General features: G+C 62.6%; 18 protein-coding genes. 14 read left to right on the top strand and 4 right to left on the bottom strand.

The features are described from left to right. Window positions 1–165: 165 nt before the first annotated feature. Complete coding sequence (locus ACD584_RS20990) at window positions 166–726, bottom strand: bacterioferritin (protein ID WP_076036247.1); 561 nt, start codon at window positions 724–726, stop codon at window positions 166–168. Between the two features lie 42 nt (window positions 727–768). Further along, window positions 769–1251 (bottom strand): peroxiredoxin, encoded by a 483-nt coding sequence (locus ACD584_RS20985; RefSeq protein WP_014506917.1) that lies wholly within the window; start codon window positions 1249–1251, stop codon window positions 769–771. A gap of 160 nt (window positions 1252–1411) precedes the next feature. Between ACD584_RS20985 and ACD584_RS20980 the strand changes: the two genes are divergently transcribed. The 9 genes from ACD584_RS20980 (at window position 1412) to ACD584_RS20940 (ending at window position 12232) form a co-directional block, all read left to right on the top strand. Beyond that, window positions 1412–1888 carry an Hsp20/alpha crystallin family protein gene (locus ACD584_RS20980; protein ID WP_011036247.1) on the top strand — a complete coding sequence of 159 codons (477 nt, stop codon included), beginning with the start codon at window positions 1412–1414 and terminating at the stop codon, window positions 1886–1888. Window positions 1889–2030: 142 nt separating this feature from the next. Further along, window positions 2031–2921 (top strand): DnaJ C-terminal domain-containing protein, encoded by an 891-nt coding sequence (locus tag ACD584_RS20975; RefSeq protein ID WP_014506919.1) that lies wholly within the window; start codon window positions 2031–2033, stop codon window positions 2919–2921. A gap of 305 nt (window positions 2922–3226) precedes the next feature. Beyond that, the gene (gene pilH, locus ACD584_RS20970; RefSeq protein ID WP_011036249.1) at window positions 3227–3613 is read left to right on the top strand and encodes a twitching motility response regulator PilH; all 387 of its coding nucleotides are present in this window, start codon (window positions 3227–3229) and stop codon (window positions 3611–3613) included. 971 nt (window positions 3614–4584) lie between these two features. Further along, entirely contained in the window at window positions 4585–5727 is a 1143-nt protein-coding gene (gene hflK / locus ACD584_RS20965; RefSeq protein ID WP_014506921.1) for an FtsH protease activity modulator HflK, read from the top strand. Beyond that, on the top strand, window positions 5727–6590 hold the full coding sequence (hflC, locus tag ACD584_RS20960) for a protease modulator HflC (protein WP_011036251.1): 864 nt from the start codon (window positions 5727–5729) through the stop codon (window positions 6588–6590). The genes hflK and hflC overlap by 1 nt, the downstream gene beginning before the upstream one ends. Before the next feature lie 206 nt (window positions 6591–6796). Beyond that, complete coding sequence (locus ACD584_RS20955) at window positions 6797–6982, top strand: DUF2065 family protein (RefSeq protein WP_076039416.1); 186 nt, start codon at window positions 6797–6799, stop codon at window positions 6980–6982. A 383-nt stretch (window positions 6983–7365) separates the two neighbouring features. Continuing rightward, window positions 7366–8658 (top strand): adenylosuccinate synthase, encoded by a 1293-nt coding sequence (locus ACD584_RS20950; RefSeq protein ID WP_011036253.1) that lies wholly within the window; start codon window positions 7366–7368, stop codon window positions 8656–8658. Between the two features lie 167 nt (window positions 8659–8825). After that, on the top strand, window positions 8826–11498 hold the full coding sequence (locus ACD584_RS20945; RefSeq protein WP_076036245.1) for a M1 family metallopeptidase: 2673 nt from the start codon (window positions 8826–8828) through the stop codon (window positions 11496–11498). Between the two features lie 149 nt (window positions 11499–11647). After that, window positions 11648–12232 carry a hypothetical protein gene (locus ACD584_RS20940; RefSeq protein WP_228438050.1) on the top strand — a complete coding sequence of 195 codons (585 nt, stop codon included), beginning with the start codon at window positions 11648–11650 and terminating at the stop codon, window positions 12230–12232. A gap of 398 nt (window positions 12233–12630) precedes the next feature. On the opposite strand, the gene ACD584_RS20935 is transcribed toward ACD584_RS20940, so the two are convergent. After that, a complete protein-coding gene (locus ACD584_RS20935; RefSeq protein ID WP_175611557.1) occupies window positions 12631–13956 on the bottom strand; it encodes an XVIPCD domain-containing protein in 1326 nt (441 codons plus the stop codon). A 25-nt stretch (window positions 13957–13981) separates the two neighbouring features. After that, window positions 13982–14845 (bottom strand): hypothetical protein, encoded by an 864-nt coding sequence (locus ACD584_RS20930; protein ID WP_075286060.1) that lies wholly within the window; start codon window positions 14843–14845, stop codon window positions 13982–13984. A gap of 407 nt (window positions 14846–15252) precedes the next feature. On the opposite strand from ACD584_RS20930, the gene ACD584_RS20925 reads away from it, so the two are divergent. From ACD584_RS20925 to ACD584_RS20905, 5 genes are all read left to right on the top strand, one after another. Continuing rightward, a complete protein-coding gene (locus ACD584_RS20925) occupies window positions 15253–15783 on the top strand; it encodes a hypothetical protein (protein WP_076036244.1) in 531 nt (176 codons plus the stop codon). 148 nt (window positions 15784–15931) lie between these two features. Continuing rightward, window positions 15932–16357 carry a hypothetical protein gene (locus ACD584_RS20920; RefSeq protein WP_175611811.1) on the top strand — a complete coding sequence of 142 codons (426 nt, stop codon included), beginning with the start codon at window positions 15932–15934 and terminating at the stop codon, window positions 16355–16357. A 196-nt stretch (window positions 16358–16553) separates the two neighbouring features. After that, a complete protein-coding gene (locus tag ACD584_RS20915) occupies window positions 16554–16817 on the top strand; it encodes a YlcI/YnfO family protein (protein WP_076036242.1) in 264 nt (87 codons plus the stop codon). 6 nt (window positions 16818–16823) lie between these two features. Beyond that, window positions 16824–17132, top strand: coding sequence for a type II toxin-antitoxin system RelE/ParE family toxin (locus tag ACD584_RS20910; RefSeq protein ID WP_076036241.1), 309 nt, complete (start codon window positions 16824–16826; stop codon window positions 17130–17132). Window positions 17133–17204: 72 nt separating this feature from the next. Continuing rightward, window positions 17205–20288, top strand: a complete 3084-nt coding sequence (locus ACD584_RS20905; RefSeq protein WP_228438052.1) for a BPTD_3080 family restriction endonuclease — start codon at window positions 17205–17207, stop codon at window positions 20286–20288.

The following is a 20288-nucleotide window of genomic DNA, read 5'->3' as shown; positions in this document are numbered from 1 at the left end:
AGGGTCGCCTGTGTGGTCGATGCAAGAAGCGCTGCCCATCGTGTTAGCCACGCCCGGCCACAAGTTCATCGATGCGTGACCAAAAAACAGGGCGCCATAGGCGCCCTGTTTGTCTCTGCATCACGTGAAGCGCGCTATCGGCGCATTAGCCCGATGCGGCAAAACTCACTCGCCAATCCAGCCTTCCAGCATGTCGGCGAATTCGTCGGCGTGCTCTTCTTCCTGGGCCAGGATGCTTTCCAGGATGCGCTTGGTGGTGGTGTCCTTGTCGCCGATGAAGTCGATCATCTCGCGGTAGCTGTCGATGGCGATGCGCTCGGCAATCAGGTTCTCGCGCACCATATCGCGCAGGTCAGTGCCTTCCTTGTATTCGGCGTGCGAGCGCTTGGTCAGGGTGTCCGGATTGAGGTCCGGTTCGCCGCCAAGCTGCACGATGCGTTCGGCAAGCCTGTGCGCGTGTGCCTGTTCCTGCTGCGCGTGCTCCAGGAACTCGCCCTTCACCGCGTCGGCAAGCATGCCCTTGGCCATGAAGTAGTGGCGGTAGTAGCGCAGCGTGCACACGTATTCGGTGGCAAGCGCAGTGTTGAGCAGTTCGATCACCGTCTCGCGATCGGCGTGGTAGCTCTCGGTGATGGCACCGTCTTCGATGCTCTGGCGTGCGCGGGCGCGCAGGGTGGCGGTATCGGTAAGACCGGTGGCGGGGGTGTTGGCTGGCTGTGTAGACATGGCTGGCCGGGTTCCTTCTGTGTGGACGGGGGAATCAATGCATCAATCGGGGAGATGCTGCAGCACGTAGTCAGCGGCAGACACCTTGAACTCGCCTGGCTCTTCGACGAACAACGCCTTCACCACGCCGTCGTCGGCGTACAGCGCGTAGCGGCGCGAGCGCAGGCCCATGCCCGAGCCGCTGGCGTCGATCTCCAGCCCCAGCGCGCGGGCCAGTTCGGCGTTGCCATCCGGCACCAGGTGCAGGCCGTCGGGCACCAGCTGGCTGCGGCCCCAGGCCTGCATCACGAAGGGGTCGTTCACCGCGGTGCACAGCACCTCAATGCCGCGTTTGCGGAACGCTTCAAAGTGCTCCACGTAGCCGGGCAGGTGCTTGGCCGAGCAGGTCGGCGTGAAGGCGCCCGGTACCGCGAACAGCACCACCTTGCGCCCGGCAAACAGCGTATGGGTGTCGACCGCTTCGATGCCCTCGCGCAGGTGCTTGAGCACCACCTCGGGAATACGGTCACCAACTTGGATGGTCATGGGTGGGGCTCCTGTGGCTGAACAAAGTCTAGAAAGGCGAAGGGGAAAAGCGCGTCAACGCGCTTGAAATCCGCACGCGCACGCCTATCTGACGCGCATGGCCGGTTGCACCGGTGAGCACCGGCGCGGCCCGCCCGTCACTCAACCATTGGAGGCTTTCATGAACATCGTCCGTTACCCACAGTGGCCCACCCACGCCCTGCAGAACGAGATCAAGCAAGTGTTCGACCGCTTCTTCGAGCAAAGCGGCGATACCGACGAGTCGGCGGTTGTCACCGCGCAGTGGGTCCCGCGCGTGGACATCAAGGAAGAAGCCAACCAGTTCGTGCTGTATGCCGACCTGCCGGGCATCGACCCCAGCCAGATCGAGGTGCAGATGGACAAGGGCATCCTGTCGATCAAGGGCGAGCGCAAGAGCGAGTCCAGCAGCGAGACCGAGCGCTTCTCGCGCATCGAGCGCCGCTACGGCAGCTTCCACCGCCGCTTCGCATTGCCCGACAGTGCCGATGCCGACGGCATCACCGCCGATGGCCGTAACGGGGTGCTGGAAATCCGCATTCCCAAGCGCCCGGCGGCCACGCCGCGCCGCATCCAGGTCGGTGGCGGCCAGGACGGCGGTGGTACCACGGTGCAGTAAGCGCTGCGGACCTGGAGCGGAGCCCGTGCGGCTTCGCTCCCCGGCGACGGCCGCGCCGTAGAATAGGCGCGGTCGCCCGCCCGGCTGCGAATGACTGGCTCGTGGCCTCGGCTGCGGGCCGCTCTTTTTTCAGAGGTGATGGATGGAATTCAAGGATTACTACGCGACGCTGGGCGTCGAACCGAGCGCTGGCGAGGCGGAAATCAAGACCGCCTACCGCCGGCTTGCGCGCAAATATCACCCCGATGTCAGCAAGGAGGCTGGCGCGGAAGACAAGTTCAAGGCGATCAACGAAGCCTACGAGGCATTGCGCGACCCGCAAAAACGCGCCGCCTACGACCAGCTCAAGGCGCAGGGCTACCGCCCGGGCGACGAGTTCCAGACCCCGCCCAACTTCAATGGCGGGCAGGGCTTCGACTATGAGGAAGTGTTCGGCAACGGCGGCGCCGGCGGCGGCTTCAGCGATTTCTTCGAAAGCCTGTTTGCCGGCCAGCGCGGCGGCCGCCCACGCGGCCCGGGTGCCGGTGCCGGCCCGGGCGCACAGACCCGCGGCGACACCCGCGCCAAGTTGGCGGTGCCGCTGGAAGCGGTGTATTCCGGCGATAGCGTGCGCATCACCATTACCGGCAAGCAGCTGGACGTGCGCGTGCCCAAGGGCATCCAGCCCGGCCAGGTGATTCGCCTGAGCGGGCAGGGCAACGGCGGCGGCAACCTGCTGCTGGAGATCGAATACGCTGCGCACCCGCAGTTCGAAGTGGACGGGCGCAACATCCTGTACACGCTGCAGGTGATGCCGTGGCAGGCCGCGCTGGGCACCACCATCAGCGTGCCCACGCTGGGCGGTGCGGTGGAACTGAAGGTGCCGGCCGATTCCGAGGCCGGGCGCAAGTTGCGCCTGCGCGGCCGCGGCCTGCCGGGCACCACCCCTGGCGACCAGATCGTGGAGCTGGAAATCCTGGCCCCGGCGCCCACCGACGAGGCGCAGAAGAAGGCGTATCGGACGCTGGCCAAGGCCTTCGGCGAATCGATCTGACGCAGTGGGTGTTGTGATGCAGCGCGTGCTGATGTGTCAGCGCGCGCTGCATTGCCCGGCTGCAGGGCCGGTGGTGCGGGTTGCCGGCGTGGTGTTGTGGGCGGCCGCGAATCGCGTCGCGGTCGTGGCTTCGCCCGGTCGATGGCCTGATGCGCTGCGTTCTTCGCTATCGCCTCGACAGGGCTATGTGCTTCGGGCCGCCAACGCCCAGCGCACCCACGCCCTCCGGGTCCCGCAAACGCCACGGCCAGCTACCGAAAGCGCGGCCGGCGCACTACACTCGCCGCGCACACTAGGGGAAACACATGGCACGTATTCTGATTGTCGACGACTCGCCGTCGCAGCTGCTGGGGATTCAGCGCATCGTCGAGAAGTTGGGGCACGAAACCATCACCGCCACCGACGGCGCCGCCGGCGTGGAAGCGGCCAAGTCGGCACTGCCGGACCTGGTGCTGATGGACGTGGTCATGCCCAACCTCAACGGCTTCCAGGCCACCCGCACGCTCAAGCGCGAGCCCACCACCCAGCACATCCCGGTGATCCTGGTGACCACCAAGGACCAGGACACCGACCGCATGTGGGGCATGCGCCAGGGCGCGCGCGCCTACATCACCAAGCCGTTCTCCGAGGACGAGCTGCTGGAAGTGATGGAGCGGGTGTTCAATCAGAAAGACGAGCCGCCGGCGGCGTGATCGCGCCTGCAGTGCGCCAGCCTTTCTTGCTTGGCGCACGGGAGATAGGCGCTTTTAGGGTCCAGGCACGCGATGCGCCGTCCTTCTGGAGTGAGTTGCTGGATGTGACCCGATAGATGGTCGATTAGTAAAGACGAGCTGCGGGCTGCGTGACCGCACCCGGCAGTGCGCCAGCGCTTCCTTAAACAGGCGCACGCGCGATATCCGTTCGGTGCGTCTGGGCACGTCATAAGCAGTCCTCCGGGGAGCTACTGGAAGTGACCGGACAGATCGTCCAATCAGAATGACAAGCCGCTGGCCTGCGATCGCGCCGGCGCTGCTGCAGCCTTTCCTCGAATTAGCGCATGCGCGGTGTCTGCTCGGCGGATCCGCGCGCGTTACAAGTCGTGACTTAGCGCGCGCGGCTGGAAGTGACGGATAGATAGCCAACCAGAATGACCAGTGTTCGACGTTGTGATGCATTAGCAAGGTGCGAGCCTGTCAGTGGTCGAGGGCCGGCGGGCAGGGTGGCGCTGGCAGAGCTCAGATGCCGGGCAGCAGGTCCAAGTCCTCTGACCATGGGAGTCATCCCGCCAACCCAGCATCAGCATCAGCATCAGCACGCCTCTCGTCCTGCCTGCCCGCTGTGGGTGCACGGCGCGATGGTGGGTGGTCGCCTGCCAAGACCGGGCCACCAGGTCTGTCCCGTACGCTCGCCGCCCATCAAGGCCAACCCGCCTATCGGGTGCACCTGGCGCCCTGTGGCCTTCCTCATCCACGTTCCAGACCAGGCCCGGCCTTCGCTTCCCGCCTTCTCAGCCTCGGCCCGGCCCCCGCAACCACCCACCCCCAATCCGCCGCCGGCTAAACCACGCCGCACCAATCTGGCCCTTTCAAAACGGCCGGTCTGCCCCATCTAGTAGAATCATCGAAATCACAACACGGCGGCACTGCGGGACTGGCCCGCACAGCCCCCTGATCATGGAGCGTGCATGGCCTGGAACACACCCGGCAACAAGGGCGGAGACGGCCCGGATCCCAACCGTCGCAGGTCCTGGGGGCCGCGCGGGGGCGGCAACGGTGGTGGCTGGGGCAATCTGCCCGCCCCGTTGAAAGAGCTGTTCGACGGCGGCGTCTGGCGCTGGGTGCTGATCGCCGTGGTGCTGATGGTGCTGTTTTCCAGCTTCCAGCTCATTGGCGAGCAGCAGCGTGGCGTGGTGCTGCGCTTTGGCCAGTTCTCTCGGATCCTGCAGCCCGGCCCCAGCTTCAAGCTGCCCTGGCCGATCGAATCGGTGCGCAAGGTCAACGCCACCGAGATCAAGACCTTCAGCAACCAGGTACCGGTGCTGACGCGCGACGAGAACATCGTCAACGTCTCGCTCAACGTGCAGTACCAGATCAGCGACCCGCGCAAGTACCTGTTCGGCTCGCGCAATGCGGACCTGGTGCTGGAGCAGGCTGCGCAGAGTGCGGTGCGTGAGCAGGTCGGTCGCTCCGACCTCAACACCGTGCTCAACAATCGCGGCCCGCTGGCCATTGCGTCCAAGGACCGCCTGCAGGCGGCGCTCAATGCCTACAACACCGGCTTGTCGGTGACTGGCGTGACCCTGCCCGACGCGCGTCCGCCGGAAGAAGTGAAGCCGGCCTTCGACGAGGTCAACGGTGCCCAGCAGGTGCGCGAGCGCCTGATCAACGAAGCCCAGGCCTACGCCGCCAAGGTGGTGCCCGAAGCGCGCGGCCAGGGTGCCCGCACCCGCACCGGCGCCGAAGGCTACAAGCAGGCCGTGATTTCCAAGGCCGAGGGCGACGCCGACCGTTTCACCCTGCTGCAGGAGCAGTACGCCGGCGCGCCGGACGTCACCCGCAAGCGGCTGTGGCTGGAAACCGTGCAGAAGGTGCTGTCGGAAAACCGCAAGGTGATCGGCAGCGATGGCCGCCAGGTCATCTACGTGCCGTTGCCGGCCGATGCCGGCAAGAGCGGCAATGCCGGAACGGCTACGGGTAACGGCAGCATCCCGTCGATGGTGCCGCAGGACGTGCTGTTGAATCCGCCGCAAGGCAATGGCGGCAGCGCCGAAGGCATTCGCAATCCGGAACGCGGCCCGCGTCCGACCGGCCGTGAGGGGACCGAATAATGAAGAATTCGCTAGTCATCGGCCTGATCGTCGCCGTGTTGCTGGGCCTGATGGGCTCGGTGTTCGTGGTGCGCGAAGACCAGACCGCCATGGTGCTCAACCTGGGCCGTGTGGTGCGTGCCGACCTCAAGCCCGGCCTGCACTTCAAGATCCCGGTGGTGGAATCGGTACGCGTGTTCGATCGCCGCTTCCAGGTGCTGGACACCGCCCCGGCGCGTTATTTCACCGCCGAGCAGAAAGACGTGAGCGTGGACTTCTTCGCCATCGGGTACATCTCCGATGTGCGGGCGTTCTACCGCGCCACCGGTGGTGAGGAATCGGTGGCCAACTCGCGCCTGGCCCCGATCATCACCGACTCGCTGCGCAACCAGATCAACTCGCGCACGCTGCAGCAGCTGGTCTCCGGCGACCGCAGCGAACTGATCGCCAACCAGCTCAAGGGCATCAACGCCGCGATCAAGGGCTTAGGGATGCAGATCACCGACCTGCGCATCAAGCAGATCGACCTGCCCACCGACAGCCAGGTGATCACCGACGTCTACGAGCGCATGCGTGCCCAGCGCAAGCAGGAAGCCAGCAAGCTGCGCGCCGAAGGCGAAGAACAGGCCCTGACCATCCGCGCCCAGGCCGACCGCGAATCCACCGTGATCGTGGCCGACGCCGAGCGCGATGCGCAGAAGTTGCGTGGTGAAGGTGATGCCGAAGCCGCCCGCATCTACGGCCAGGCCGGCTCCAAGGACCCGTCGTTCTACGCGTTCTACCGCAGCCTGGAGGCTTACCGCGGCTCCATGACCGACGGCAACGGCGTGATCGTCCTCGACAAGAACGACCCGTTCCTGCAGTACCTCAGAAGCGATCGTTGATCGATCTGCTTTGAACCGACAACGCCCGCGTCATGCGGGCGTTGTTGTATATGCCTCTGACTGTCGAGCAGGCATGCGCGCGCCAAGCGGAGGAACGCACCCGGGCGCGATCACCTTACCGGGAATGCCCGTCGCGCCCAGGTGCGCTCCTACGACGCGGAACTTGTCGGGCACACTGCATCTCCCAGGTTGCGATGGTGTTGGTGATGCAAGAGTTTCTGTCCGCGTTATGCCTGATCGCCGTCATCGAAGGCCTGCTGCTGTTTGCCGTGCCCGTCGCCTGGAAGCGCATGGTCGAGCAACTGTTCAGCCTGCCTACCCCTCAACTGCGCGCCATTGGCGGCATCACGTTGGTGCTGGGCGCGATCGCGCTGTGGATCGTGCGCCACTGAGGGGGCAGCCCGTCATCGGCTGTGACAGAAGCGGGCAGGGAGACGGCGATCGGCAACAGCCGATTGCGGCCCACCAGCAGGGCTGGTCCGCTGGGGCTCTCAGCGCGTTTGAAGCACCCGGCGGGCACGCAGCGCGCCCCAATCTGACCAATCGCGGAGCGGCCACCCCCCAGGGGTAGTGCATGCCACCCGAAACCCGGATAATGCACAAAAGCCGGCCGGGCACGCTCCAATCAGAGCACCCCGTTCGGCTTTTTCCGTGTCAGGGCTCCGCGCCACAGCAACGCTCCCCGATGGAGCTGCGCGCACGTGTCGCCGCCAGCCCTGGCCGGTCCCATCCCGCGGCCCCGATGGCCGCAGCAAAACTCAGGAGTCCACCCGTCATGGGTCAGTCAGTTGTCGTGCTCGGTGCCCAGTGGGGCGATGAAGGCAAAGGCAAGATCGTCGATCTGCTTACCGAGGAAATCGGTGCCGTTGTGCGTTTCCAGGGCGGCCACAATGCCGGCCACACCTTGGTCATCAACGGGAAGAAGACCGTCCTGCACCTGATCCCGTCCGGCATCCTGCGCGACGACGCGCTGTGCCTGATCGGCAATGGCGTGGTGATCTCCCCGGCCGCGTTGATCAAGGAGATCGGCGAGCTGGAATCGGCCGGCGTGGAAGTGCGTTCGCGCCTGAAGATCAGCCCGGCCGCGCCGCTGATCATGCCGTACCACATCGCGCTGGATCAGGCCCGCGAGAAGGCTGCTGGCGGCAAGGCCATCGGCACCACCGGCCGCGGCATCGGCCCGGCATATGAAGACAAGGTGGCGCGCCGCGGTATCCGCATTGCCGACCTGCATTACCCGGCGCAGCTGGAAGAACTGCTGCGCACCGCGCTGGATTACCACAACTTCGTGCTGACCAAGTACCTGGGCGTGGAAGCGGTGGATTTCCAGAAGACCTTCGACGAAGCACTGGCATTCGGCGAGTACGTGCAGCCGATGAAGTCGGATGTGGCCGGCATCCTGCATGACCTGCGCAAGCAGGGCAAGCGCGTGCTGTTCGAAGGCGCGCAGGGCGCACTGCTGGACATCGACCACGGCACCTATCCGTACGTGACCAGCTCCAACACCACTGTGGGCGGCGCACTGGCCGGCACCGGCGTGGGCGCGGATGCAATCGACTACGTGCTGGGCATTGCCAAGGCCTACGCAACGCGCGTTGGCGGCGGCCCGTTCCCGACCGAGCTGGATGACGAAGTGGGCCAGGGCATCCGCGACCGTGGTGCCGAGTACGGCGCCTCCACCGGCCGCCCGCGTCGCTGCGGCTGGATGGATATCGTCGCGCTCAAGCGTGCGGTGGCCATCAACGGCATCTCCGGCCTGTGCATCACCAAGCTCGACGTGCTCGACGGCATGGAAAAGCTCAAGGTCTGCATCGCGTACGAATACCGCGGCAAGCGCACCGAATACGCCCCGCTGGATGCGCAGGGCTGGGAAGAGTGCACGCCGGTGTACCTGGAATTCCCGGGCTGGACCGAAAACACCCACGGCATCACCGAGTGGGACAAGTTGCCCGTCGCCGCACGCGCCTACCTGCGCGCGCTGGAAGAACTGGCCGGCTGCCCGATCTCGATCGTCTCCACCGGCCCGGATCGCGACCACACCATGGTGCTGCAGGACCCGTTCGCCTGATCGGCTGACGCCATCGCACTGCCAAAGCGGCCCGGCTTGTCCGGGCCGTTTTCATTTGAGGATTGCTGAGCATTGGCATGACCTTTGGCGGTGCGCGAGCGAGCGTGAGCGGAGGATCATCGCTAGCACCGCGCAACATGCGCCTCCCTCCGCCTACGAGAACTGCCATGCGTCTTCCCCTGGTGACCGCCATCGCCCTGGTCCTGACCGGTACCGCCCTGACCAGCGGCGTGTACGCTGCCGAATTTGCAGTACCCACTGCGGCCACATCCGCCGCATCGGCCATCACCACCCAGCTGCCGCGTACCGCCAGGCCCAGCCACTACGCGATCGAGATCACCCCACATGCCGAGACGATGACCTTCGACGGTAAGGTCAGCATCGATGTCGAGGTGCTGGGGCCCACCGATGCGATCGTGCTGCAGGCCGCGCAGCTGACCTTCGGCAAGGCCACGCTGGCCGCAGCCGGTCGTAAGCCGGTGACGGCCACTGTCACCACCGACGCGGATGCGCAGACTGCCAGCATTGCCACCGGCAAGCCACTGGCGCCGGGTAAATATGTGCTGACGCTGGCCTACAGCGGCACCATCAACACGCAGGCCAATGGCTTGTTCGCACTCGATTACACCACTGCGCAAGGCGCGCGCCGCGCACTGTTCACGCAGTTTGAAAACTCGGATGCGCGCCGCTTCGTACCCTCGTGGGACGAGCCCAACTTCAAGGCCACCTTCGATTTGGTCATCAATGCGCCCGCCGGGCAGATGGCAGTGAGCAACATGCCGGTCGCCTCGTCCAAGCCGGGTACAAACGGGCGCACCCGCGTGGCGTTCCAGACCTCGCCCAAGATGTCGACCTACCTGCTCTTCGTGAGCGTGGGCGACTTTGAGCGCGCCACCGTCAAGGCCGATAACGGTACCGAGATCGGCGTCATTGCGCAGAAGGGCAAGGTAGGCCAGGCGCAGTTTGCGCTGGAATCCGGCCGTGATGTGCTGCACGAATACAACGACTACTTCGGCATCCAATACCCGCTGCCCAAGCTGGACAATATCGCCGCACCAGGGCGCAGCCAGTTCTTCAGTGCCATGGAAAACTGGGGCGCGATCTTTACCTTCGAGTACACGCTGTTGCTCGATCCTGCGGTGGCCAACGTCAGTACCAAACAAGGCGTGTTCACTGTTGCAGCACATGAGATCGCGCACCAGTGGTTCGGTAATCTGGTGACCATGGCGTGGTGGGACGACCTGTGGCTCAACGAAGGCTTTGCCAACTGGATGGAAGCACGCACCACGGCAAAATTGCATCCGGAATGGGATATCGACAAGACCGGCCCGGCGCAAAAAAGTCGCGCGGCCATGCGTCGCGATGCGTATGTCACCACCCACCCGGTGGTGCAGCACGTGGCCACCGTGGAGCAGGCCAGCCAGGCCTTCGACAGTATCACCTACGCCAAGGGCGAGGCCGTGATTGCCATGCTGGAAGACTACGTTGGCGAGGATGCCTGGCGTACCGGCGTGCGCAGCTACATCCGGCAGCATCAGTACGGCAATGCGGTGACCGACCAGTTGTGGCAGCAGATCGATACGGTGGCACCCGGCAAGCAATTCATCCAGGTGGCTCACGACTTCACCCTGCAGCCGGGCGTGCCGTTGATCAAGGCCAGCAGCCGTTGCGTGGGTGGTCAGACCACGGTCACGCTGGAGCAGGGCGAGTTCACGCTGGATCGGCCCGACAAGCAGCCGCTGCGCTGGCATGTGCCAGTTGTGCTGCGTGGCGGTGATGGCAAACAGGTGCGTGTGCTGGTGGACGGCACTGCACAGGTACAGTTGCCTGGCTGCAAGGTGCCGGTAGTGGTCAATGCCGGGCAAAAGGGCTATTTCCGCACAGCGTATGCACCGATGCAGTTCAAGGCGCTGGCCGCGGGCTTCAGCGCATTGCCGGTGGTGGACCAGCTGGGCGTGTTGAACGACACCAATGCACTGGCCGGCGCGGGCGTACAACCGGAGACGGACCTGCTGAATCTCGCGGCCCAGGTAAAGGTCGGCGCATCGCCGGATATCTGGGACATGGTGGCCAGCATCTACGACAGTGTGGATGGAAGCTTCGAGCGTGACCAGGTTGCGCGCGCTGCCTGGCGCGCGTACGCCGTGCCGCACCTGTCGGCGGAGTTCGCAACGTTGGGCTGGGACAATCGTGATGACGATTCGGCGCAGATCCAACAACTGCGCACACGCTTGATCGGCAGCCTCAGCGGCATGGGCGATGCGGCCGTGATTGCCGAAGCGCGCCGGCGGTTTGCCGGGTTCCAGGCCAACCCCGCGTCGCTGTCGCCCGAACTGCGCGACAGCGTGCTCGGTGCGGTTGCCCTCAATGCCGATGCCGCTACCTGGGATGCGTTACATGCGTTGGCCAAGCAGGAGACCTCATCGATGGTGCGCGACACCTATTACGACTTTCTTTCCATGGCCGATGATCAGGCGCTGGCCAAGCGCGCGTTGGAACTGGCGCTGACAGAGGAGCCAGGCGCCACCACCGGTGCGAGCATGATCGACCGGGTCGCCTCCCGGCACCCGGAGTTGGCGTTCGACTTTGCGGTGGCGCATCGCGCACAAGTAGACATGTTGGTGGATTCCACCTCGCGTGCCCGCTACTACCCAAGCCTGGGGATGGATTCGGCCGACCTCGCCACAGCCAACAAGATCAAGGCCTACGCCGACACGTACATTGCGCCAACCTCTCGGCAGACCGCAGACAACGCCATCAATACGATTCAGACGCGGGTGAAGCTGCGGGCGGCGTCGCTGCCGCAGATCAAAGCGTGGTTGGCCGCACGCAAGCGTTGAAATTGCGTCACGGTGCATGGCATCTGTTTGCTACCCAGCGGATAGGTGCCAGCCCGTGACTTCCGCATTGACATCAGTGCGTGGTGTCTGCATTTGCCACTGACGATGGTGCTCGCCAAGATGGCCGCACTGCTACATGGACGATGCCAATGCGTGTTGTTTCAACTGATCACTTTTCTGTGGCGCGTGTCGCGTGCAACACCGCACGCGTCATTGCGCTTGTCTGCACGCTGACGTGTACAGCGGCCAGCGCACGCACTATTGCGCAGGTGCGCTACCCGCAGATCGCTGCACATGCTGCCGCCGTGGAAGGTCTGGTCCCTACGGGGTGGCGGGTAGAGCAACGGCTGCAAGGTGACCTGGACCGCGACGGCCGTAACGATGTCGTGCTGGTATTGAAAATGACCGACGCGGCGAACGTGCTGCAGGTTGACGAGCGCACGCCCGAACCGCTGGACACCAACCCACGCATGCTCATCGCGGCGCTCATGGACCCGGCTGGTGGCTATCGTACGGTGACGCAGGATCACGCCCTGATCCCACGCCGCGTCTCCACTGATCAGGATGAGTCTCTCGACGAGAGCGGCACCACCGGAGGCGGCGGCGTTGGTATCAACACAGCCGGTACGGTCACCGTCACCCTGAGCCAGTTTGCCTCGATGGGCTCCTGGCAAATGGGCGAGACCAGCTTCAATTTCCGCTACCAGGACGGCTGCCTGCGCCTGATCGGCTAAGAGCGCTCAACGGTACAGCGCAACACCGGCGAGACCAACGCGCTCAGCATCAACTACCTCACCGGCCGCGCATGGCGCACACAGGGCAGCATCGAACACGACGGCGAACCACCCAAGCACTGGCTGCGGCTGCCCAGGCAGCCGTTGCAATGCCTGGAGCAGGTGGGCAACGGGTTGATGTTTGATCCCAAGATCGATTAGCCCGTGCGAACTATGTGAGCCGGACAAGGCGTCGATAGACGCGTAGTACAGACCCTGCAGCACTATCGCCAGCTAATTGCTGAGCGACAGCGGTACAAGCAGCGAAACGGAGTGCGATGTCCCCAACTGTCTGCGCCGGTGCTTACTGAAAGTGCTCGCTGTTGTCGGCAAGGGCCGAGCGGTCAATTCCCTGCGCCTCACCCCATGCGCATTGCCGAACCCTCACGCACCCGGTTGTCCATCTCCTGCTGCTGGCTTTGCACTAATGCCTGTTGGCGATCCGTGTTGGCAATTTCCAGCCGCTGCAGCGATTGCTCAACCGGCGTCTGCACCGCGACATCGGTCGGCATGTGAGCGCGCAGGTACGCGGGGTTATTCAATTCGCCCTGCACAACAAACACGTGACGCCCGGCGGGGCTGTCGGCTGTCTGTGTGCTCAGCACCACGTGATCGGCGCGGTCCAGGTTGTTCTGGCGGGCGAGGGTCATCACGCTGGCGATGAGGCGCTCACTGTTCTCGTCCGGTGTGCGCCCGGCTTGCGCATCGATGGCGTTGACGCCTGCGCGGACCTGCTGCAGCAACGCGTAGTCCCGGTGGTCAGGCCCAATATCGGCCAGTTGGGTGGGCGCCTGTTTCGGGTCTAGAACGCCATCGACCGACGCGGTTAACGGGCTGCGGGTGATGGAGCGGTGCGGGTCGTCTTCGTGGAACTGCGTGGCTTTCTGCTGCCGCTCCAGGCGCACGGCGCGTGTATCGTTGAGTTCGGCGATACGGCCGGGATTGGTCTCTTCGCGCATGGAAGGATGCCCGCCGCCAGCGCTGACATTCATCCACTTCTGCTCTTTTTCGAAGTACATCGCATAGAAGCTGTTGCTGCCGATCACATTGGGATCGACCGCGGAGCGGCCTTCCAGCATCTGGATCGCTTCGGTCGTCCCCAGCTTTGCCAGGTACTGGCTGCCGTCCACCACTCCCATCTGCGCAAAGGTCTCGTAGCCCGTGTTGCTGATACGGGTGGCGCCGGCGTACTCATTGTCGAGCATGTTGGTCCAGATCTGTTCCAGCTTCTGGGGGCCGCTTTTTTCCAATGCCGCTTGCAGAAGGACGCGAGGCGTCCAGCAGTTGGGGTCGAGCTCATGGTCCAGGAAGGCTTGGTCGTGCGCCAGCATGACGGAGGCCCCGGGCAGGTTCAGCGCCAGATCTGGACGATCTTGACGGAACCAGATTTTCCGAAGTTCAAGATCCTTCTTGAGCAGTGTCTGTCCAAAATCCTCCCACTGCCGCTCGCTCAAGTCCGCGTTGGCAAAACGAGAGCCAGTATCGTGCTGTGTCCTGGCATAGTCTTGCGCGTAACTGTTGGCCACTTGGCCGGGCAAGCTGTCGTTGCGCACCACGCCCAGCGCCAGCGTACCGTAGCCGTCCGCGCCATCCAGCTGCGAAAGATAGTTCCAGTACAACTCGCGATTGCCTTTATCCGCGTAGTTGGTAAGGATCTTGAGATCTTGCCCAGTCAATCCACTCATATTTTACTCCCTGTCAGTAGACCGATCACCTGACTTTGGTGCGTGCCAGTACTTCTTTTACTGCATCCTCCATGCGTTTCCAGTCCTTCAAGAATGCACGCTTGTAGTTGAGAGTGATGGAAAGTTTGTTTTCGATATCGGAGAAGTAGTGGACGCAACTTGCAGCGACGGCACCTTTTTCATGGACTACTTCAGATCCCTCCAGCCGAACGCCATCTCCTCGGAATTTTTTGCTGTCGCACTTGATGAATGTGGTCAAATTGCCGCTGGAGTCGCGCGCGACGTACCAGTCGTCCTCAAACGCAGGGTTGCGCGTTGGAGGCTTGCCATAGTGGGCTTCGTACGCTTTAACGTACACCGCCATCTTTTCTTCATCGATGGCATACGGCGTCAATCCGAGTGTTTCAGGCTGTGCAATACGCAGATCGAGTCTGTCGACGGGATCACCCCGTTCGACCGAATCAGGCTCGGTAAGCGCTTCGTTAGACGAATAACGTGCCAGCAATCCTTCGATGGGGACACGGTCAACATAATTCATCGAGGCATGGATCTCCTTGCGGAAATCATTCGTGCGCGGGTTCGCCCGCGCACCGGGCGGGGTGGGGGTCATATCTGGCCACTCGATGACCAGCGTCACCACCTCGATGGACCACGGTGCAATCTGGCTGTCCAGATAGTTGGCGGGGATGCGGAAGGTGTTCGGCCCTAGCTTCACATCGACGGGGGCATCCGAATAGGTGTGCCCATTGATGGTGCGGCCTGTGGTGACGGTGCCTGACATGGGGGAAGTCCTTTTTTGTTCGGGTGATGGCGTCCGTGCACAGGCACTGCCGGTGACAGCGACGGCGAGTGCAAGAGCCAGGCACCGGCCGGATGACATCATGTGCATTGGTCAGTCCATTGCAGGGTTCGGCGGGAACTATAGGCAAATTGGCACTGATGGGACAGGAATGGCATCGATTGCGCCGGATGCGTCTTGTTCTGGACGCTCGGCAGGTCAGGGTCCGCACCCTGATGCATCGACATTGGTCCGCACCGTCCAACAACGGATGAAGGTGCGTGCTCAATGGGCGCCGCAGACCCATTCGGCGCACGGCATGAGCCGATTGTCGGGAATATTCGGCTCACGTTTTCAAGACAGCGGGTAACGGGGAGGGTTCTCAACGCATCTCCGCGGGCACACAAGCAACAACTCCCGGTTTGTCGTCAGGTACCAAGTAGCCTGGCCAGACTTGCAAAGTCTGGACTTTCATAAGATATTCCATATTCCGGAATATGGAATAAAGACCATCTAACGTGGAACTCAAGCCTCAAGATCTGGTGGTGCTGTACAAGCAGGTCGCCCAGGCGAGCCAAGCCTGGACCTATGCCTCTCTGGGAGAAGCGCTGGGCATGAGCGCCTCTCAGGTGCATCGCAGCGTCAAGCGCGCGGTGGCATCTGGTTTGGCTCTTGAAAAAAGCCGGGGCGAGTGGGAGACGGTGCGCACGGCTTTGCACGAGTTTGCGGTCCACGGCGTGCGCTATGCCTTTCCTGCCGTCATCGGGCCGCTAAGGCGTGGCATTCCTACGGCCTTCGGCGTGCCCCCACTGTCCATTGCCATTTCCAGCGCCCCAGGGGATGCACCGGTGTGGCCAAGCGCGCAGGGCACAGCCAAAGGCCCTAGCTTGTCGCCGTTGTCAGACGGTGTGCCCACTGCTGCGATGGCCGACCCTGCCTTGCATGCGCTGCTGGCGCTGCAGGATGCCCTGCGCAGCGGGCGTGCCCGCGAGCGCGCGCTGGCAGCAAGCTATCTCAAGCAATTGCTGGGGATTGGTGATGCGGCCTGATGATCCTAATCTGCCGCATCTGCTTGTGATTGCGGATGCATTGGGCGAGCTTCGCGAACACGCAGTCTTTCTTGGCGGGGCAGTCGTTGGCCTGCTGGTGTCGGATCCATTGGCTGAAAACGTCCGCGCCACCTATGACGTCGATGCGGTGGTCAAACTTGATTGGTCTCGGTTCCGCGGTATTGAGGCGCGTGTGGAATCGCAGGGCTTCACGCGCGAGATGGAGAGCGGCGTTGTCTGCCGCTGGGTACACAAAGCATCGGGCGTCCTCTTCGACCTGATGCCAGTGGATGAAGGCGTGCTTGGCTTCTCCAATCGCTGGTACGCCCATACTGTAGAGACGGCGCAAGTGATGGCCTTGAGCGATCGCCTGTCCATCCGCTTGGTGACAGCGGCAGCATTCGTCGCGACCAAGCTCGAAGCCTTTGCTACCCGAGGCAACAGTGACTTCCTTTCCAGTCACGACCTGGAGGACGTGCTCAACGTCGTCGATGGCCGTGCCGAGCTGGTGGAAGAGCTCGCCGTGGAGCATGTAGACCTTCGGCATTGGGTTGCCGACGTGTTGTGGGGCTAGTGGATAACCCGGCTTTTGTGAACGCGTTGCCGGGATTGGTCGCCGAACCGGAGCGCGCAAGCGTCGTGCTTCAGCGCCTACGCACCATTGCATCAGCGTAGCTGCGACATCGTCGGCTTAGGTCTGCAAAGAAAACCTTGAAGCACCGGCGCCCGCTTGCGATGATGCATCGCAATTGCAACGCACTGGGCCTTCCATGAAATCCGCATCTCTTCCATCGCTCCGGGTAGACCCGGCGCTGCGCGAAGCGGCCGAAGCCGTGTTGCAGGAGGGTGAGACGCTTTCCAGCTTTGTCGAGCACTCCGTGCGCGCCCAGGTGCAGCAGCGGCAGCAGCAGGAAGCCTTCATTGCGCGCGGGCTGGCCTCGCGTGACAGCGCCAAGGCGTCTGGCCGGTACATCGACGCGAAGGATGTCCTGGCCGGGCTGCACGCCCAACTGGACAAGGCGCGCCTGGGCTAAGCCAAGGTGGGATTTTCTGTCCGCTTCACTCAGGAAGCGCGCGAGGATTTCGCGCGGCTTTACGACTGGCTGCTACAGCGCGCCGAAGGCGACTTCACCGTTGCCGAGCGCGCGCTGCAGGCCATCGGCGATGGCGTCACCGTGCTTGAACTGGCGCCGCTGAGCTGCCGCAAGGCGGGGTTGGCAGATCCGTTCTTGCGGGAGCTGGTGATCGGCTTCGGTGCCAGCGGTTATGTGCTGCTGTTTGAGGTTGAAAGCAATCAGGTCGTCACCGTTTTGGCAGTCAGGCATCAGCGTGAAGACGACTATCATTGAGTAGGCACCTGCGTCCACCTCTTGGCGTGAGAGTCGATGCCCGGGCAGGGCCAAAATCAGGGGTTAAAGATAGTGAGTGACCAGTTCTTCAAGCAGCCTATTCTCAATTCTCCATACGGTTACCCGTCTTTGCACTGGGAGCTCGACGAAAAGGGGCAACCTACACAGCAAGTAGTCGAATCTCGCCGAGCATCCAGCTTCATTAGTCCGATTCCAAAGCCACGTCGGCACCAGGGCGAGCAGGCTACCCTGGCGCTGGATGAAGTTGAGAGCCTGGCTGACGACGGGCAGCGCTACCGACACTCTGAGCTAATCAATTCGGTGCGGCGCGAGGTCGATGCTTGGCGTCTCTTGCCACCTGCGCAGTGGCGCGTCACCCCTGAAACAGCCCGCTTACTGGAACATTGGCGCAACCACAAGTTCGCCGGTGTGCGCCCATTCTTTTGCCAAGTAGAAGCGGCCGAGACCGCCATCTGGTTGACCGAGGTCGCTCCACAGCTTGGAAAGAACGGAGAGCGCTTCCTCGATCACCTGAAAAAGGCCAGCACTGATGCCAATCCCGGCTTGATGCGTTTGGCGCTGAAGCTGGCGACTGGTGCAGGCAAGACCACGGTCATGGCCATGCTCATTGCCTGGCAGACGGTTAATGCCGTACGGCATCCGCAGAGCAAGAAATTCACCCGTGGTTTCTTGCTGGTCGCTCCTGGCCTGACCATCAAGGATCGTTTGCGTGTGCTATTGCCCAATGATGCAGACAGCTACTACGCCAACCGCGAAATCGTGCCACGCGACATGCTGGCCGATTTGGACAAGGCCAAGATCGTTATCACCAATTACCACGCTTTCAAGCGACGTGAACGCATGGAGCTGTCCAAGGGCGGCCGCCGCCTGTTGCAAGGCCGTACCGGCAGCGAGCTGGAAACGCTGGAAACCGAGGGACAGATGCTCCAGCGAGTCATGCCGGAATTGATGGGGCTGAAGAATATTCTTGCCATCAACGACGAGGCACACCATTGCTATCGGGAGAAGCCGCACGCTGCTGTGGACGACGAAGATCTCGATAAAGATCAGAAAGCGGAAGCCGAGGACAACAATGAAGCCGCTCGGCTTTGGATTTCTGGCCTAGAAGCGGTCAACCGCAAGCTGGGGCTGCAGCAGGTGATGGACCTGTCAGCAACGCCTTTCTTCCTGGCCGGCTCTGGCTATGTGGAGGGCACGCTCTTTCCGTGGACGATGAGCGATTTTTCGCTGATGGACGCTATCGAATGCGGCATCGTCAAGTTGCCGCGCGTGCCGGTCGCCGACAACATTCCCGGTGCGGAAATGCCCATCTATCGTGAGCTCTGGAAGCACATAGGCAAGAAGATGCCGAAGAAGGGGCGCGGCAAAAACGCCCAGCTCGATCCATTGGCCATTCCGGTGGAATTGCAGACCGCACTGGAAGCCCTGTACGGCCACTACCTCAAGACCTACGAAGCGTGGAAGCAGGCAGGCATTCAAGTGCCACCGTGCTTTATCGTGGTGTGCAACAACACAGCGACTTCAAAATTGGTGTTTGATTACATCTCCGGTTTTGAGCGCACGGATGAGAATGGCTTCATCAAGCCTGTACCCGGCAGGCTTGAATTGTTCCGAAACCATGATGAACACGGTCCGTTAGCACGTCCGAACACCCTGCTGATAGACAGCGAGCAACTCGAATCCGGCGAGGCGCTGGACGATAACTTCCGGGGGATGGCGGCCGACGAGATAGAGCGCTTCAAGCGCGAAATCATCGAGCGCACCGGCGATCGCCGCCAGGCTGAGAACCTGAGTGACAGCGAATTGCTGCGCGAGGTGATGAACACCGTTGGCAAGCAGGGTCGCTTGGGTGAACAAATCCGCTGTGTGGTGTCGGTGTCGATGCTCACGGAAGGCTGGGATGCCAATACAGTTACCCACATCCTCGGCGTGCGTGCCTTTGGTACTCAGCTGCTGTGCGAGCAGGTGATTGGCCGTGCCCTGCGTCGCCAGTCCTATGAGCTGAACGAGCAAGGTCTCTTCGACGTGGAGTACGCCGACATATTCGGCATCCCCTTCGACTTCACAGCCGAGCCTGTCGTCGTCACGCCGCCCAAGCCCCGCGAAACCATCACAGTCAAGGCACTGCGTCCGGAACGCGATCATCTGGAAATCTGGTTCCCGCGCGTACAAGGCTATCGCGTCGAACTGCCAGAAGAACAACTCGAAGCAGAATTCAACGACGATCACCACCTCAGCCTGACGCCTGACATGGTCGGCGCGACCAGAACCCACAACGCCGGCATCATTGGCGAAGCGGTGGAGCTGGATATCAAGCATCTAGGAGACGTGCGCCAGTCCACCCTACTGATGGAGTTGACCAAGCATCTGCTGTTCCAGCATTGGCGTGATCTAGGCCAGGATGCACCGATTGCCTTGTTCGGGCAGCTCAAGCGTATCGTGCGCCAGTGGCTGGACCAGTGCCTGGAATGTAAGGGTGGCACCTACCCGGCGCAGTTGATGTACCGCGAACTGGCAGATATGGCCTGCCAGCGCATCACCAAGGGCATCACCGCGAAGGAACTGGAGAAGGGCCGGCAGGTCAAGGCCATCCTCGATCCATTCAACCCGACCGGCAGCACCGCGCACGTGCGTTTCAACACTTCTCGTCCGGGCAGTGAACGCTGGGAAACCCTCGGCGTGGAGAACCAGCCGAAAAACCAGGTCAATTGGGTGATTCTGGACAGCGGCTGGGAAGGCGAATTCTGCCGCATCGCCGAATCGCATCCCAAGGTGCTGACCTACACCAAGAACCACAATCTCGGCCTGGAAGTACCTTACCGCTTTGGCTCGGCCAACCGCATCTACATCCCTGACTTCATCGTCCGAGTGGACGATGGTCGCGGCAAGGAGGATCCACTGAACCTGATCGTTGAGATCAAGGGTTACCGGCGCGAAGATGCGAAGGAGAAGAAATCCACCATGGACACCTATTGGATTCCCGGCGTGAACCACCTCGGCGCCCACGGTCGCTGGGCCTTCGCCGAATTCGGCGACGTGTACGAAATGCAGGATGACTTCGCGAAAGAGGTTGAGGCGAAGTTCAATCAAATGTTTGAAACGGCTGTGCTTGCGCCGGGAAACAAGGAATACTGA

The sequence above is a fragment of the Xanthomonas sp. NCPPB 2922 genome (genome assembly GCF_041520885.1).
GTDB lineage: Bacteria > Pseudomonadota > Gammaproteobacteria > Xanthomonadales > Xanthomonadaceae > Xanthomonas > Xanthomonas campestris.
The sequence above is the reverse complement of the archived record's forward strand: the minus strand, read 5'-3'. Positions and strand labels throughout refer to the sequence as shown.